14 protein-coding genes are annotated in these 15337 nt (G+C 71.0%); all 14 read left to right on the forward strand.

What is annotated here, in order from left to right; genetic code table 11:
• Nucleotides 1–1068, forward strand: a 1068-nt coding sequence (locus MKP15_RS16640) for a flagellar hook-length control protein FliK (RefSeq protein WP_240213478.1), incomplete at its 5' end; no start/stop codon positions are given.
• Between the two features lie 133 nt (nt 1069–1201).
• A complete protein-coding gene (locus MKP15_RS16645) occupies nt 1202–1735 on the forward strand; it encodes a flagellar basal body-associated FliL family protein (protein WP_104938854.1) in 534 nt (177 codons plus the stop codon).
• Nucleotides 1736–1745: 10 nt separating this feature from the next.
• Nucleotides 1746–2762 (forward strand): flagellar motor switch protein FliM, encoded by a 1017-nt coding sequence (gene fliM, locus MKP15_RS16650; protein ID WP_104938855.1) that lies wholly within the window; start codon nt 1746–1748, stop codon nt 2760–2762.
• A complete protein-coding gene (gene fliN / locus MKP15_RS16655) occupies nt 2755–3114 on the forward strand; it encodes a flagellar motor switch protein FliN (protein ID WP_104938856.1) in 360 nt (119 codons plus the stop codon). Before fliM ends, fliN begins: the two co-directional genes overlap by 8 nt.
• A 35-nt stretch (nt 3115–3149) precedes the next feature.
• Nucleotides 3150–3536, forward strand: coding sequence for a flagellar biosynthetic protein FliO (gene fliO, locus MKP15_RS16660; protein ID WP_161615587.1), 387 nt, complete (start codon nt 3150–3152; stop codon nt 3534–3536).
• Nucleotides 3537–3538: 2 nt separating this feature from the next.
• Complete coding sequence (fliP, locus tag MKP15_RS16665) at nt 3539–4321, forward strand: flagellar type III secretion system pore protein FliP (RefSeq protein WP_240213479.1); 783 nt, start codon at nt 3539–3541, stop codon at nt 4319–4321.
• An 846-nt stretch (nt 4322–5167) separates the two neighbouring features.
• Nucleotides 5168–5437, forward strand: a complete 270-nt coding sequence (locus MKP15_RS16670) for a flagellar biosynthetic protein FliQ (protein WP_054665837.1) — start codon at nt 5168–5170, stop codon at nt 5435–5437.
• Between the two features lie 8 nt (nt 5438–5445).
• Nucleotides 5446–6237, forward strand: coding sequence for a flagellar biosynthetic protein FliR (fliR, locus tag MKP15_RS16675; RefSeq protein WP_240213480.1), 792 nt, complete (start codon nt 5446–5448; stop codon nt 6235–6237).
• Nucleotides 6238–6393: 156 nt separating this feature from the next.
• Nucleotides 6394–8478: an EAL domain-containing protein gene (locus tag MKP15_RS16680; protein WP_240213481.1), complete on the forward strand. Its 2085-nt coding sequence runs from the start codon at nt 6394–6396 to the stop codon at nt 8476–8478.
• A 125-nt stretch (nt 8479–8603) separates the two neighbouring features.
• Nucleotides 8604–9734 (forward strand): flagellar biosynthesis protein FlhB, encoded by a 1131-nt coding sequence (flhB, locus tag MKP15_RS16685; RefSeq protein ID WP_240213482.1) that lies wholly within the window; start codon nt 8604–8606, stop codon nt 9732–9734.
• A complete protein-coding gene (gene flhA / locus MKP15_RS16690) occupies nt 9731–11836 on the forward strand; it encodes a flagellar biosynthesis protein FlhA (RefSeq protein WP_240213483.1) in 2106 nt (701 codons plus the stop codon). The genes flhB and flhA overlap by 4 nt, the downstream gene beginning before the upstream one ends.
• A 163-nt stretch (nt 11837–11999) precedes the next feature.
• On the forward strand, nt 12000–13715 hold the full coding sequence (gene flhF / locus MKP15_RS16695) for a flagellar biosynthesis protein FlhF (RefSeq protein WP_240213484.1): 1716 nt from the start codon (nt 12000–12002) through the stop codon (nt 13713–13715).
• The gene (locus MKP15_RS16700) at nt 13702–14586 is read left to right on the forward strand and encodes a MinD/ParA family protein (protein WP_161615654.1); all 885 of its coding nucleotides are present in this window, start codon (nt 13702–13704) and stop codon (nt 14584–14586) included. Before flhF ends, MKP15_RS16700 begins: the two co-directional genes overlap by 14 nt.
• Nucleotides 14583–15329, forward strand: a complete 747-nt coding sequence (locus MKP15_RS16705; protein ID WP_161615655.1) for an RNA polymerase sigma factor FliA — start codon at nt 14583–14585, stop codon at nt 15327–15329. The genes MKP15_RS16700 and MKP15_RS16705 overlap by 4 nt, the downstream gene beginning before the upstream one ends.
• Nucleotides 15330–15337 lie beyond the last annotated feature (8 nt).

Genomic DNA, 15337 nt, shown 5'->3' on the forward strand with positions numbered 1-15337 from the left:
CCGCAGCCGCCGGCGGCCGCCACGCCGCGGCCGAAACCCGCGGCCCGCCCGGCCGCGGACGACCCGGGGCGCGGGAACGCCGACCCGGCGGCCGCGCCGGCGCCGGCCGACGCCGCCGCCGGCGGCGAAACCGCCGCGGCCAGCGACGCCGGGAAACCGGCGGCCGCCGCTGAGGGCGGTGGCGACCAGGACGACAGCGACGACGACGCGCCGCAATGGCCGCCGGCCGGCCTTGCCGGGCTGTTGCCGGCAACCACGACGGCCCCGGCCGTGGCCGACGCCGCTCCGCTGGCCACCCGCGACGGCGGCGCCCTGCCCCGCTCCAGCGGCGCAGCGTCGCCGGCCGCGTCCACGGCGGCTGCCGCGGCGCCGACCACACTGGCACCACCGCCCGCCCCCGTCGCGTCGGCGGCGGCCACCACGGCCACGGCCATGGCCGCTGCGGCGGCGCTCGCCGCCGACGCCGAGGCCCTGGCACCGTCGCTGCCCGGCGGCGACGCTGCGCCGGTGCTGCCCGGCGCCCCGGCCGGCAACGCGCCGGCGGCCACCGATCCAGGCGCCGGCGCGGCGCTGTTCGGGCCGCTGCTGCAGAACCTGGCCAGCGTGGCCGAAGCCCGTCCGGCACCGGCCTTCCCGCCGGCGCTGTCGGCGCCGGTCGACATGCAGGCAGCCGACTTCGACGACGCCATCGGCGCCCGCGTCGGCTGGCTGGCCGACCAGAAGATCGGCCATGCGCATATCCGCGTCACCCCGAACGACCTCGGGCCGGTGGAAGTGAAGCTGCAGCTGGACGGCGACCGGGTCCACGCGACCTTCTCAAGCGCGCATGCCGAAGTCCGCCAGGCGTTGGAAAGCGGCCTGCCGCGGCTGCGTGAAATGCTGGGCGAACAGGGCCTGCAGCTGGCCCAGGCCGATGTCGGCCACCGCCAGTCCGAGCCGGGTTCGTCGAACACCGGCGGCAGCGGCACGGGCACGGGCCACGACGGCGAGCCCGGCGAGGCCGGCGCCCTGACCGGGCGCGATGTCCGTCCCCTGCGCCTGCGCGGCCTGCTCGACGCCTACGCCTGAGGCGTAGGCGCGGCCCACGGCTGGCGCGCGCCGCGCGTGGTGGCCAGCCCCGTCAACTTTCCGTCATCGCCACCGGCCCACACTGCGGCACGCGTTTTGCATATTCAGGGACAGCAACCCTGAGGAGCACAACGTGGCAGCCGCCGCCGACAAATCCCGCAAGCCAGACACTTCCAAGGACAAGGACAAGGATGCCGCGGCCAAGCCGCGCCGTTCGCTGCTGGCGACCCTGCTGATCGCCGTGGTCGCCGCCGGCGGCGCCGGTGGCGCCGTCTGGTATTTCACCCAGGGCCGCGCCGACGCCGCGCCGTCCAAGGCCAAGGCCGCGGCCCCGGCCACGCCGGCCCCGGCGCAGTACTTCGCGCTCGACCCGGCCTTCGTGGTCAACCTCAACGGACGCGTGGACGGCCCGCGCTACCTGCAGGTCGAGGTGCAGCTGATGACCCGCGACCCGGAGGCGCTGCCGGCGCTGCAGACCCACGCCCCGGCGATCCGCGCCAAGCTGCTGATGCTGTTCTCCCAGGTCGAGCCCGAACAGATCGCCGACCGTGCCGGCAAGGAGCGCCTGCAGGCCGCGGCGCTGGCCGAGGTGCAGAAGCTGATGCAGGCCGAGACCGGCAAGAAGACCGCCGACGACCTGCTGTTCACCAGTTTCGTCACCCAGTAAGGCGACGCCGATGAGCATCAACGACCTGCTGTCCCAGGATGAGATCGACGCCCTGCTGCACGGCGTCGATTCCGGCACGGTGGACACCGCCGAGCCCGAGCCGCCGCCGGGCGAGGCGCGGCCCTACGATTTCGCCAGCCAGGACCGCATCATCCGTGGGCGCATGCCCACCCTGGAGATGGTCAACGAGCGCTTCGTGCGGCTGTGGCGCATCGGCCTGTTCAACCTGATCCGGCGCTCGGCCGAGATCTCGGTGCGCGGCATCGAACTGATCAAGTTCGGCGACTACCTGCACTCGCTGTACGTACCCACCAACCTCAACCTGGTCCGCTTCAAGCCGCTGCGCGGCACCGGCCTGATCGTGTTCGAGCCGACCCTGGTGTTCGCGGTGGTGGACAATTTCTTCGGCGGCGACGGGCGCTACCACACCCGCATCGAGGGCCGCGAGTTCACCGCCACCGAGATGCGCGTGATCCAGCTGATGCTCAAGCAGGCCTTCGTCGACCTGCGCGAGGCCTGGAGCCCGGTGATGAACGTCGATTTCGACTACATCAATTCGGAAATCAACCCGCACTTCGCCAACATCGTCAGCCCGCGCGAGTACGTGGTGGTGTGCCGCTTCCACGTCGAGCTGGAAAGTGGCGGCGGCGACATCCACATCACCCTGCCGTACTCGATGCTGGAGCCGATCCGCGAGCTGCTCGACGCCGGCATCCAGAGCGACCGCAACGACCGCGACGAGAGCTGGGCGATCATGCTGCGCGAGCAGCTGGACACCGCCGAGGTGGAGCTGTCCAGCGTGATCGCGCGCCGGCGCATGAGCCTGCGCGAGCTGAGCCGGCTCAAGGTCGGCGACATCCTGCCCATCGAGATGCTGAAGGAAGTGCCGTTGTGCGTCGAAGGCATCCCGGTGTTCACCGGCGAGTTCGGCATCGCCCGCGACCGCAACGCCATCAAGATCACCGCTACCCATCCGCCGGGCAGGCCGCCACGCCCGTCCGCGTCCCAGGAAAACTCCCATGACTGAGCACGACCCCACCGAGATCCCCGCCCCCGCCGCGCCCGCCGCCGAGCCGGCGCAGTTCGCCAACCTGCAGGCCGAGGGCGACGGCAACGCCGACCTCAACCTGGACGTGATCCTGGACGTGCCGGTGACGCTGTCGCTGGAAGTCGGGCGCGCGCGGGTGCCGATCCGCAACCTGCTGCAGCTCAACCAGGGCTCGGTGGTGGAGCTGGAACGCGGCGCCGGCGAATCGCTGGACGTGTTCGTCAACGGCACCCTGATCGCGCATGGCGAGGTGGTGGTCATCAATGACCGCTTCGGCGTGCGCCTGACCGACGTGGTCAGCCCCAGCGAGCGCATCCGGAGACTGCGTTGAGCCTGCTGCCGGCCACCGCCCTGGCCGTCGCCGCGATGGCCCAGGGCCATCCGCAGGCGGCGCCGGTCGGGCAGCACGCGGCCGCCGCGCCGGGCCTGTTCGGCGCGGTGCTGGCGCTGCTCGCGGTACTGGCGCTGATCGTCGGCCTGGGCTGGCTGCTCAAGCGGCTGCCCGGCGCCGGCTTCCGCCCGGCCGAGGGGTTGAAGCTGGTGGCCAGCCTCAACGTCGGCGCCAAGGAACGCGTGGTGGTGGTCGACGTCAACGGCCAACAGCTGCTGCTGGGCATCACCGCCGGAGGCATCAGCGCGCTGCACGCACTGCCCGAACCGCTGCCGGCGCCGGCGCCGGCCACGCTTCCCCACCTCAAACACCTACCGAATTTCGCGCAGCTGCTGCAACAGAAGCTGCGCAAGGACGCCTGAGCATGCTGCCGCACCGCATCAATTCCCGTTTCTGCTGCCAGCTGGCGGTCGTGTTCGCGCTGCTGGCGCTGCCGCTGCTGGCCTGGGCAACCCCCGCCGCGCCGCAGCTGCCGGCCCTGCCCGACGTGAACGTCGGCAAGATCGGCGGCGCCCCGGTCAGCCTGCCGCTGCAGACGCTGCTGCTGATGACGGCGATCACCCTGCTGCCGTCGCTGCTGCTGGTGCTCACCGCCTTCACCCGCATCATCATCGTGCTCGGCCTGCTGCGGCAGGCGATGGGCACCGGGCAGACGCCCTCCAACCAGGTACTGCTCGGGCTGGCGCTGTTCCTGACCGCGATGATCATGATGCCGGTCTGGGACAAGGCCTGGTCCACCGGCATGGCGCCCTACCTGGACGGCAAGATCGACTTCCAGACCGCGTGGACCCTGACCACCCAGCCGCTGCGCGCGTTCATGCTGGCGCAGGTGCGCGAGACCGACCTGATGACCTTCGCCGGGCTGGCCGGCCAGGGCCCCTATGCCGGTCCGGACGCGATCCCGTTCCCGGTGCTGGTGGCCTCGTTCGTCACCAGCGAACTGAAGACCGCGTTCGAGATCGGCTTCCTGATCTTCATCCCGTTCGTGATCATCGACCTGGTGGTGTCCAGCGTGCTGATGTCGATGGGCATGATGATGCTCTCGCCGATGCTGATCTCGGCGCCGTTCAAGATCCTGCTGTTCGTGCTGGTCGATGGCTGGGTGCTGGTGGTGGGCACGCTGGCGGCGAGCTTCAACGCGATGTGAGCCGCCACTCATGAATTCATTGCACGAAGCCGCGATCAACTCGCGGCTTCGTTGTTTCCGGCCCAGCAACTGACGGAGGCTGCCCCCGCTTTGGCCGCTTTCGCCTTTGACCTTGCTGTTGCTGCCGTTGCTGCCGTTGCTGCCGTTGCCAATGGATTTTGACTTGCCGGGTTCCCTTCCGTAGCAACGGAGCTGACGGACAAGACCCCGAAGGGGCGGCGTGCATGGGTTCGGCGGAAAAAGGCGAAGCACTGCTTCGCCCCGCCGGACGGGCAGGCGCCGTGCGGCGACTGCCCCGGACTCGACCGCGAAGCGGACGAGCACGTCGTTTTTCGACGAGACAGGGATGTCTCGTCGAAAAATCCCGGCAGCGCAGTGGACCTGGAGCGCGCAGCGCGGAGGGTGCGCAGGCAGGGCGTGCTTTCTTTTGGTTAGCCTTTCTTTGCACGAGCAAAGAAAAGTAACTCGCTCCCCGAAGGGGAGTGAAAGCTCTCGCTCTGACTTTGACTTTGGCCCTTTCAGAAGCAACTTCAGAAGCAGAGGCTTTCGTGCCCCTGAAGGGGCCCGAGCCACCTTTCTTTGCTTGTGCAAAGAAACCTGGCGCAAATAAAGCACACCCTGCCTACGCGCCCACGATGCTGCGCATCGCGGGTCCACTCCGTCGGCAGGATTTTTCGACGAGACATCCCTGTCTCGTCGAAAAACGCCGCACATCCTTGTGCGGCGCCCCGGGGTCTTGTCTGCCGCCTCCGTCGCTACGGAAGGGAACCCGGCAAGTCAAAATCCACGGCAACCGCAACGTCGGAAACCTTGCCCCTCTGGCACCAACCTTGCATCCACCCCGGCATGAGTCCCGAACTTGCCCTTACCGAACTGCGCGGCGGCCTGGTCGCCACCCTCTGGATCGCCGGCCCGCTGCTGGTGGTGGTGCTGGTGGTCGGCGTGGTCATCGGCATCATCCAGGCCGCCACCCAGCTCAATGAGCCGACCATCGCCTTCATCGCCAAGGCCGCGGCGCTGACCGCGGCGCTGTTCGCGCTGGGCAGCCTGCTGCTCGGCCACCTGGTGGAGTTCACCACCCTGCTGTTCCAGCGCATCCCGCATCTGATCGGCTAGGCGGCGCCATGGACCCGATCACCCGGATGATGATCGATGGCCAGCAGGCCTTCGCCATCATCGGCACCACCCTGTGGGTCATGCTGCGCATCGGCGCGATGCTGATGGCCATGCCCATGGTGGGCTCGCGCGCGGTGCCGGCGCGGGTGCGGGCGCTGCTCGCCGTCGCGCTGTCGGTGGCGCTGGCACCGGTACTGCCGCCGGTGCCGGTCTGGAACGGCTTCGACGCGGCCACGGTGCTCAGCATCGCCCGCGAGCTGGCGGTCGGGGTGAGCATCGGCTTCCTGCTGCGGCTGATCTTCGAGGCCGGCGCGATGGCCGGCGAACTGGTCGCGCAGGGCACCGGCCTGGCGTTCGCGCAGATGAGCGATCCGCTGCGCGGTGGCAGCTCCGGCGTGGTCGGGCAATGGTTCTACCTGCTGTTCGGGCTGCTGTTCTTCACCAGCAACGGCCACCTCGCACTGATCTCGCTGCTGGTGGACAGCTACAGGGCATTGCCGATCGGTACCGCGCTGCCCGACCCGCACGCGATGGCCGCACTGGCACCGACCCTGTTCCTGCAGGTGTTCCGCGGCGCATTGAGCCTGGCGCTGCCGCTGGTGGTGGCGATGCTGGCGGTGAACCTGGCGTTCGGCGTGCTGGCACGCGCGGCGCCGGCGCTGCACCCGATGCAGCTGGGCCTGCCGGTGTCGCTGCTGCTGGGGCTGGTCCTGCTGGCACTGCTGGCCGGGGAAATGGCCGCGCCGGTGCAGCGCCTGCTCGACAGCGCGTTCGACGCCGCGCGGCAGGTAACGGGCTGAGCCGGAATCGCCGCGCCCGCCGTGCGCGGCGGCGAACCGCTTGCCCGGCGCGCGCCGGCCCGGGATAGTCTGCAGGCGGGGCTGGCAGGGATCGGGCCGGCCGCCGCCGGATGCGTGGCACGCCCCGCGTGCCATCGGGTGCAAAGGGAGGATGCCATGCTTGCAGGAAGCTATAACCCGTCGCTGGTCGCGCTGTCGGTGCTGGTCGCGATGCTCGCTTCGTTCACCGCGCTGGACATGGCCTCGCGGGTATCGGCCTGGCGCCATCGCGGCGCCGCCGGCGGCTGGCTGCTGGCGGGCGCCGTCGCCATGGGCACCGGCATCTGGTCGATGCACTTCGTCGGCATGCTCGCCTTGCGCCTGCCGATCCCGCTCGGCTATGCGCTCTGGCCGACCCTCGAATCGCTGCTGGTGGCCATCGCCACCTCGCTGTTCGCGCTGTGGCTGGTGTCGCGTCCCGCCCTGTCGCAGGCGCGGCTGGCGCTGGGCGCGCTGCTCATGGGCCTGGGCATCGCCTGGATGCACTATGCGGGCATGGCCGCGCTGCGCATGCACCCGGCCATCGACTACGCGCCATCGTGGGTCGCGCTTTCCATCGTGATCGCGGTGGGCGCCTCGTGGGCCGCGCTGTTCATCGCCCTGCGCATGCGCAGCCGCGCGCGGCCGCTGGCGCAGCGCCTGGCCGCCGCCGCGGTGATGGGCCTGGGCATCGTCGGCATGCACTACACCGGCATGGCCGCGGCGCGGTTCGCGGCCGGCTCGGTGTGCACCGCGGCAACCGGCGGCGGCATCGGCGCCGAATGGCTGGCGGCCGGGGTGCTGCTGCTGGCCGTGACGATGATGGCGGTGGTGCTGGTCATTTCGCTGTTCGAGCAGCGCCTGCAGGCGCGCCTGCTGCGGCGGCGCAACACCACGCTGTCGGCCTCGCTGGACGGTGCGCGCAAGGAGCTGTTCCATGCCAGCCGCCACGATCCGCTCACCGGCCTGCCCAACCGCCAGCTGTCGCACGAACGCATCGAACAGCTGCTGCAGCAGTGCCGCGCGACGGGGCTCGGGTGCGCGGTGATGACCCTGGACCTGGATGAGTTCCGCCACATCAACAGCGCCTTCGGCCCGCAGGCCGGCGACGCGGTGATGGTCGACGTGGCTGAACAGCTGCGCCGGCAGCTGGCGGACGGCGGCCTGGTCGGGCGCCTGGGCGGCGACCAGTACGTGATCGCGCTGCCGCTGGCCGACGATGCCGCCGCGGCGCCACTGGCCGAGCGCATTCTCATGGCGGTCAACACGGTGCGCGTGGACGAGCGCGACATGCGCGTCACCGCCAGCCTGGGACTGGCGCTGTACCCGGCACAGGGCGCCACCGCGCCACAACTGCTGGCCCATGCCGAGACCGCCACCCGCCATGCCAAGCAGGCCGGCCGCAACCGCCACGCCCGCTTCGCCGCCTGGATGAGCGCCGACGCCGAGCAGGACCGGCGCCTGCTGGAGGACCTGCGGCAGGCGCTCGCCGCGGCGCAGCTGAGCCTGCATTACCAGCCCCGGGTGCATGGCGACAGTGGCCTGGTCACCGGCGCCGAGGCGCTGCTGCGCTGGCGCCATCCGGTGCACGGGCCGGTTCCCAGCGCACGCATCATCCGCCTGGCCGAACAGCACGGACTGATCGACGTGATCGGCCGATGGGTGCTGGACGAGGCCTGCCGGCAGATGCGCTGCTGGCACGATGCCGGCCACCCCGGCTGGCAGGTGTCGGTGAACCTGTCGGGGCTGCAGCTCGGTTCGCCGTGCCTGGTCGAGGAGGTGCGGCGGGTGCTGCAGCGGCATGAACTGGCGCCGTCGCGGCTGGTGCTGGAAGTCAGCGAGAACGCGGTCACCCGCGACGCCGACGCCGCGATCGCGGTGCTGCGCGCCGTCGCCGCGCTGGGCGTGGGTATCTCGATCGACGATTTCGGCACCGGCTTCTCCAGCCTGCTGCAGCTGCGCCGGCTGCCGGCCACCGAGATCAAGATCGACCGCGCCTTCGTGATGGCGCTGGAGGACAGCGACGAGGACGTGGTGGTGGTCGCGGCGATCGTGGCACTGGGCCACGCCCTGAACATGGAGGTGGTGGCCAAGGGCATCGAGACCCCTGGCCAGCGCACCTATGCCGAGCGCCTGGGCTGCGACCACCTGCAGGGCTACCAGTTGGGGCGGCCGGTCGGCCCGGAGAGCTTCATGCGCCTGTACGCCAGCGGCGGCCTCTGAGCGCGGCGCCCGGCGCCCCCGGCCGTGCGCGTCCCGGGCGATGACCCCGGCCGCACCCGCCGGCCGCGGCGGCGCTGGCCCGGTTCTTGCACGGCCGATGCCGGATCCAGTACCCGCGCCAGGCCATGGCTGAGAACGAAGACGGCACCGAAAAAACCGAACAACCTACCGGCAAACGGCTGCGCGACGCCCGCGAGAAGGGCGACATCCCGCGCTCGCGCGAACTGGCCACCGCCGCGGTGTTCGGCGCCGGGGTGATCGCCGTCGCCACCCTGTCCGGGGTGATCGGCGGCAATGCGCGCGCCTGGATGCGCACGGCGCTGGCGCCCGAGCCGGGGCTGTTCCAGACCCCCGACGCGCTGTTCGGCCACGCCGGGATGCTGCTGCTGCGGCTGCTGCTGGCGACCTGGCCGCTGTTGCTGGCCTGCCTGCTGGCCAGCTTCGTCGCGCCGCTGGTGATGGGCGGGTTGCGGGTGTCGTCCAAGGCGCTCATGCCCAACCTCAACCGCATGAACCCGATAAGCGGGATCAAGCGCATCTACGGCATGCAGTCGCTGGCCGAACTGGCCAAGTCGCTGCTGCGCATGCTGTTCGTCGGCGCCGCCGCCGGGCTGTGCATCTGGCACGGCTTCGATGCCCTGCGCGTCCTGCCGCAGCTGCCGCTGGAACGGGCGGTGCTCGATGGCCTGGGCTTCACCCTGCGGCTGCTGCTGGCCACGGCCGGCGCGCTGGTGCTGCTGGCGGCGATCGATGCGCCGTACCAGCACTGGAACTGGCTGCGCAAGCTGAAGATGACCCGCGACGAGGTCCGCCGCGAAATGAAGGAAAGCGAGGGCAGCCCGGAGGTCAAGGGCCGCATCCGCCAGATGCAGATGCAGCTGTCGCAGCGGCGGATGATGGAGGCCGTGCCCAATGCCGACGTGGTCGTGGTCAACCCCACCCACTACGCGGTGGCGCTCAAGTACGAGGCCGGGCGCATGAACGCACCGACCGTGGTGGCCCGCGGCGTGGACGAACTGGCCCTGCGGATCCGCCAGGTGGCCGACGGCAACCGGGTGGCGATCGTCTCGGCACCGCCGCTGGCACGCGCCTTGTATAGGGAAAGCCAACTCGGCAAGGAAATCCCCGTGAGACTGTATTCGGCCGTCGCCCAGATCCTGTCCTACGTCTACCAGCTGCGTGCCTGGCGCGGCGGGCCGATGCCGCAGCAGCCGGCCATCGACATCGACGAGTTCGGCAAGGGGGCCCGCCCATGAGCGCCCAGCCCATGCCCACCACCGCGCGCCGCCTGCTGGATGCGATCCGCCAGGGATTCGGCGCGCCGCTGATCGTGCTGGCGCTGCTGGCGATGGTGGTGGTGCCGCTGGCCGCGCCGGTGCTGGACGCGCTGTTCACCTTCAACATCGCCATCTCGCTGATGGTGCTGCTGGCGGTGGTGTACGTGAAGCGGCCGCTGGACTTCACCATCTTCCCGATCGTGCTGCTGGTCACCACCATGCTGCGGCTGGCGCTGAACGTGGCCTCCACCCGCGTCATCCTGCTCAATGGCCAGAACGGCCACGAGGCCGCCGGCAAGGTCATCGCCTCGTTCGGCGAATTCGTGATCGGCGGCAACTACGCGGTCGGCATCGTGGTGTTCGCGATCCTGACCATCATCAACTTCGTGGTCATCACCAAGGGCGCCGGGCGCGTGTCGGAAGTGACCGCGCGCTTCATCCTCGACGCCATGCCCGGCAAGCAGATGGCGATCGACGCGGACCTCAACGCCGGCCTGCTGACCCGCGAGGAAGCCAAGGCGCGGCGCGAGGAAGTGCGCGAGGAAGCCGATTTCTACGGCGCGATGGACGGTGCCAGCAAGTTCATCCGCGGCGACGCCATCGCCGGCATCCTGATCCTGTTCATCAACCTGCTCGGCGGCCTGGCGGTGGGCGTGCTGCAGCACGGCATGCCGTTCGCCGACGCGGCCTCCACCTATACCCTGCTGTCCATCGGCGACGGCCTGGTGGCGCAGCTGCCGGCACTGCTGGTGTCCAGCGCGGTGGCGATGCTGGTCACGCGCGCCTCGCGCGCCCAGGACATGAGCCAGGCGATGATGGGCCAGGTGTTCGGCCAGTACCGGGCCCTGGCCATCGCCGCGGCCATCATCGGCCTGGTCGGGCTGGTCCCGGGCATGCCCAACCTGGCGTTCCTGATCCTGGCCGCGATCCTCGGCTTCCTGGCCTGGAAGCTGTGGAAGCGCGACATGGCCGCCGCCGCGGCCGGCAACGAGGCCGGCGCGGCCGCCGCCGGCGAGATCCCCGGGCTGCTCGGCGCGCCGCCGGCGCCGACCGCCGAACTGAGCTGGGATGAGCTGCGTCCGGTCGACCCGCTGGGGCTGGAGGTCGGCTACCGGCTGATCCCGCTGGTGGACAAGGCCCAGGGCGGCGAACTGATGGCACGCATCAAGGGCGTGCGCCGCAAGCTCACCCAGGACGTGGGCTTCCTGATCCCGTCGGTGCACATCCGCGACAACCTGGAACTGGCGCCCACCACCTACCGGGTGCTGATCCACGGCGTGCCGGTGGCCAGCGCCGAGATCCACCCCGACCGCGAGCTGGCGCTGGACCCCGGCAGCGCGATGGGCCAGCTGGACGGCATTCCCGGCAAGGATCCGGCGTTCGGCCTGGACGCCACCTGGATCCAGCCGCACCAGCGCGCCCACGCCGAGTCGCTGGGCTACACCGTGGTCGATCCGGCCACGGTGGTCGCCACCCACCTGTCGCACCTGATCCGCGAGCACGCGCCGGAACTGCTGGGCCACGAGGAAGTGCAGCAGCTGCTGGCGACCCTGGCCAAGAGCGCGCCCAAGCTGGTCGAGGACCTCACCCCCAAGGCGCTGCCGATCTCGGTGGTGGCGCGGGTGCTGCAGAACCTGCTGATCGAGCGCATCCCGATCCGCCAGCTGCGCAAGATCGCCGAGGCGCTGGTGGAGAACGCCGCGCTCAGCCAGGACCCGACCGTGCTCACCGTGGCGGTGCGCAACGCGCTGGGCCGGTTCATCGTGCAGGAAATCGCCGGCATGTCGCCGGAACTGCCGGTGTTCACCCTGAACCCGCAACTGGAACGGGTCTTGCAGGAATCCACGCAGGGCAACGGTGCCGCACTGGAACCCGGTCTCGCCGAGCGCCTCCACCAGAGTCTTGCCGAATGTGTCGGCAAGCAGGAGGCGCGCAACGAGCCGGCCGTGGTGCTGGTACCGGGCCCGGTCCGCGCCGCCCTCGCGCGGATGGTCCGCCACAGCGTCCCCTCGCTGTCGGTGCTGGCCTACAGCGAGGTACCGGAAGACAAGCGCCTGAAGCTGGTCGGCACGATCAGCTGAGGACAGCCTGGAAACCGGCGGCGGCGCAGGACGACGTCAAAGAACGGACACCAGGCCGGCCACCGCCACACACGAAGGACGAGGAGCACGCACCGCCATGCACGACACCGCCAACGCTACTGCTCCCGCGTCGCACCCGCACACGAATTCCCGGTACTCCAGCATGAAGATCAAACGTTTCGTCGCCGCCGACATGCGCACCGCCATGAACCTGGTGCGCAAGGAACATGGCCCCGACGCCGTCATCCTGTCCAACCGCCGGATCGAGGAAGGCGTCGAGATCGTGGCGGCCGCGCACTATGACGAGAGCGTGGTGCAGCGCGCCCTGGAGGCCGCCCGCCCGGCACCGCCGCCGGCGCCCAAGCCGCGCAGCGCCGCCGAGGCGATCATCGCCGCGGTGACCCGCCGCAAGGCGCCGGAGCCGGAACCGGTGGTGGCCACCGCCTCGGCCGTGGCCGCCCTCGCCCGCTCGGCGGTCGGCGCCACCGGCCGCTCGATCGACAGCAGCCTCGAGCTGGCCTCGGGCAGCCGCTTCTCGTCGCTGCTCAAGCCGCAGCCCGCGCCCGCGGCCGTTGCGCCCCCGCCGGCGCTGCCGGAACAGATCTTCGCCACCTTCCCGGCGCGGCAGGACGATGCGCCGGTGGTGCCGGCGTTCCGTCCCGAAGGCTTCGCCGTCGCCGCGGCGGCGCCGGTACCGGCCGCCCGCAACCGTGCCCACTTCGCGATCGATCCGCCGCTGGACGCGCCGGCCACGGCGCTGCCCGCAGCCGCCGCGCCCAGCGAACCGGCGCTGGCGGTGCCGCCCGTGGCGGCCGCGGTCGTGGCCGCGGAACCGGCACTGCCCGCCCCCGCCATCGCCGTGCCGGCACCGGCCCCGGCATCGACGCCGCTCAGCGTCAATGTTCCGGCGCCCGCGGCCGACCCCGCCGTCGCCGCGCCCGCGCTGAGCGTGGTCCCGGCGGTACCGCGCGATGACCGCCAGCTGGCCGAACTGCGCCAGGAAGTGGCCGGCATGCGCCAGCTGATCGAGCGCGAGATGAACCGCTTCACCGACGAGCGCCTGCGTGGCAGCCCGGTGCGCGCCAATGCGCTGGACCTGATGGACGAGTACGGCTTCGACGCCGGCCTGGCCCGCGACGTGGCGGTGCAGATGCCGGCCGATACCGACCCGGCGCGCGCCCGCGGGCTGATGCTGGGCCTGATCTCCAAGAAACTGCCGATCGCCCCGGTCGACCCGATCGAGGCCGGTGGCGTGATCGCCCTGGTCGGCCCGACCGGCGCCGGCAAGACCACCACCATCGCCAAGCTGGCCTCGCGCTTCGCCGAGGCCCATGCCGCGCGCGACGTGGCCCTGGTCACCACCGACACCCAGCGCATCGGCGCCCGCGAGCAGCTGTACGGCTTCGGCCGCCAGCTCGGCATCGCCGTGCACGAGGCCAGCAGCGGCACCAACCTCAACCAGCTGCTGGAGCGCCTGGCCGATTACAAGCTGGTGCTGATCGACACCGCCGGGCTCGGCCAGCGCGACCGCGCCCTGACCGCGCAGCTGCAGTGGCTGCGTGCCGCCGGCCAGATCCGCACCCTGCTGGTGCTGCCGGCCAACACCAGCTTCCAGGACATGGACGAGGTGGTGCGCCGCTTCGGCGCGGCCAACCCGCAGGGCGTGGTGCTGACCAAGCTGGACGAGACCGGCCGCTTCGGCTCGGCCCTTTCGGTGGCCGTGGACCACCGCCTGCCGATCACCTGGGTGACCGACGGCCAGGACGTGCCCGAAGACCTGCACCGCGCCTCGGCGGCCAATCTGGTGCTGCGCCTTGAAGATTTGCGCCGCGCGGCCGATATGCCCTGCAATCCGGAGTTGAACCATGCCGTCGCGTGAGTACGCCAAGCTGACCAATGCCTTCCCGCTGTCGGCCACCCGCCGCCAGCCCGCGGGCCCCGTGCGCACCATCGCGGTGACCGGGGGCAAGGGTGGCGTGGGCAAGACCAACGTCTCGGCCAACCTGGCCGTGGCGCTGGCCGGCATGGGCAAGCGCACGCTGCTGCTGGACGCCGACCTCGGCCTGGCCAACATCGACGTCATCCTCGGGCTGCAGCCCAAGCACACCCTGGCCGACCTGGTCGCCGGGCGCTGCACCCTGGAGGACGTGATCATCGAAGGCCCCGACGGCCTGCTGGTGGTGCCGGCCGCGTCTGGCCGCCGGCACATGGCCGAACTGCAGCCGGCCGAGCACGTCGGCCTGGTCAACGTGTTCTCCGAGCTGGAACGCGACCTGGACGTGATGATCATCGATACCGCCGCCGGCATCACCGACAGCGTGTTGACCTTCTGCCAGGCCGCGCAGGACACGGTGGTGGTGGTGTGCGACGAGCCGGCCTCGATCACCGACGCCTACGCGCTGATCAAGGTGCTCTCGCGCGAGCGCGGGGTGGACCGCATCCAGGTCGTGGCCAACATGGCCCGCGACCCCAACGAAGGCCGCATGCTGTACGAGAAGCTGGTGCGGGTGTGCGAGAAATTCCTGGCCGACGTTTCGCTCAACTACCTGGGCTGCGTGCCGCAGGACGACTGGCTGCGGCTGTCGGTGCAGCGCCAGCAGCCGGTGGTCAAGCTGTACCCGTCGGCGCCGGCGGCGCTGGCGCTGCAGGAGATCGCCCGCCGCACCGCCCGCTGGCAGGCGCCGACCGAGCCGCGCGGCGGCGTCGAGTTCTTCCTGGAGCGCATCATCCAGCGCGGGGTGGCGACATGAACCCGGCCGCCCATTACCGCGAAGTCCAGCGCGCCAGCGCCAACGACTGCATCGCCCGCCATTCGGACCTGGTGCGGCGCATCGCCCACCACCTGGCGGCGCGCCTGCCGGCCAGCGTCGAGATCGACGACCTGATCCAGGCCGGCATGATGGGCCTGATCGAAGCCTCGCGCAGCTACGACGCCGAACAGGGCGCCTCGTTCGAGACCTACGCCTCGATCCGCATCCGCGGTTCGATGATCGACGAGATCCGCCGCGGCGACTGGGTGCCGCGCTCGGTGCACCGCCGCGCCCGCGACGCCGCCGCCACCATCCGCCGCATCGAGCAGGCCACCGGCCGCGCCGCCAGCGCGACCGAGGTGGCGCAGGCCATGGACATGCCGCTGCCCGAGTACATGCGGCTGATCGAGGACGCCGCGCGCGGCCAGGTGCTGAGCCTGGAATCGCGGATCGAGGACCAGGGCGAACTGGACACCCCGGCCACCGGCGGCCCGACCCCGCAGCAGGTGCTCGAGCGCAGCCAGTTCGGCGAGGAACTGGGCAAGGCGATCGGCCAGCTGCCCGAACGCGAACAACTGGTGCTGTCGCTGTACTACGAGCAGGAGCTGAACCTGAAGGAGATCGGCGCGGTGCTCGGGGTCAGCGAGTCGCGGGTATGCCAGATCCACGGCCAGGCCATGCTGCGGCTGCGTGGCCGGTTGAAGATTTTCGAGGCGGCCGACGCCGGCCTCGTCGAACCATGAAGAGGAAC

It is taken from the genome of Stenotrophomonas sp. Y6, from assembly GCF_022436665.1.
Lineage (GTDB): Bacteria > Pseudomonadota > Gammaproteobacteria > Xanthomonadales > Xanthomonadaceae > Stenotrophomonas > Stenotrophomonas acidaminiphila_A.

Coding starts and splice junctions, on each gene's coding strand:
- fliP (WP_240213479.1), top strand. CDS start 3,539: ATGCTGCCGCACCGCATCAATTCCCGTTTCTGCTGCCAGCTGGCGGTC.
- MKP15_RS16670 (WP_054665837.1), top strand. CDS start 5,168: ATGAGTCCCGAACTTGCCCTTACCGAACTGCGCGGCGGCCTGGTCGCC.
- flhA (WP_240213483.1), top strand. CDS start 9,731: ATGAGCGCCCAGCCCATGCCCACCACCGCGCGCCGCCTGCTGGATGCG.
- fliN (WP_104938856.1), top strand. CDS start 2,755: ATGACTGAGCACGACCCCACCGAGATCCCCGCCCCCGCCGCGCCCGCC.
- flhB (WP_240213482.1), top strand. CDS start 8,604: ATGGCTGAGAACGAAGACGGCACCGAAAAAACCGAACAACCTACCGGC.
- fliM (WP_104938855.1), top strand. CDS start 1,746: ATGAGCATCAACGACCTGCTGTCCCAGGATGAGATCGACGCCCTGCTG.
- MKP15_RS16700 (WP_161615654.1), top strand. CDS start 13,702: ATGCCGTCGCGTGAGTACGCCAAGCTGACCAATGCCTTCCCGCTGTCG.
- flhF (WP_240213484.1), top strand. CDS start 12,000: ATGAAGATCAAACGTTTCGTCGCCGCCGACATGCGCACCGCCATGAAC.
- fliO (WP_161615587.1), top strand. CDS start 3,150: ATGGCCCAGGGCCATCCGCAGGCGGCGCCGGTCGGGCAGCACGCGGCC.
- MKP15_RS16705 (WP_161615655.1), top strand. CDS start 14,583: ATGAACCCGGCCGCCCATTACCGCGAAGTCCAGCGCGCCAGCGCCAAC.
- fliR (WP_240213480.1), top strand. CDS start 5,446: ATGGACCCGATCACCCGGATGATGATCGATGGCCAGCAGGCCTTCGCC.
- MKP15_RS16680 (WP_240213481.1), top strand. CDS start 6,394: ATGCTTGCAGGAAGCTATAACCCGTCGCTGGTCGCGCTGTCGGTGCTG.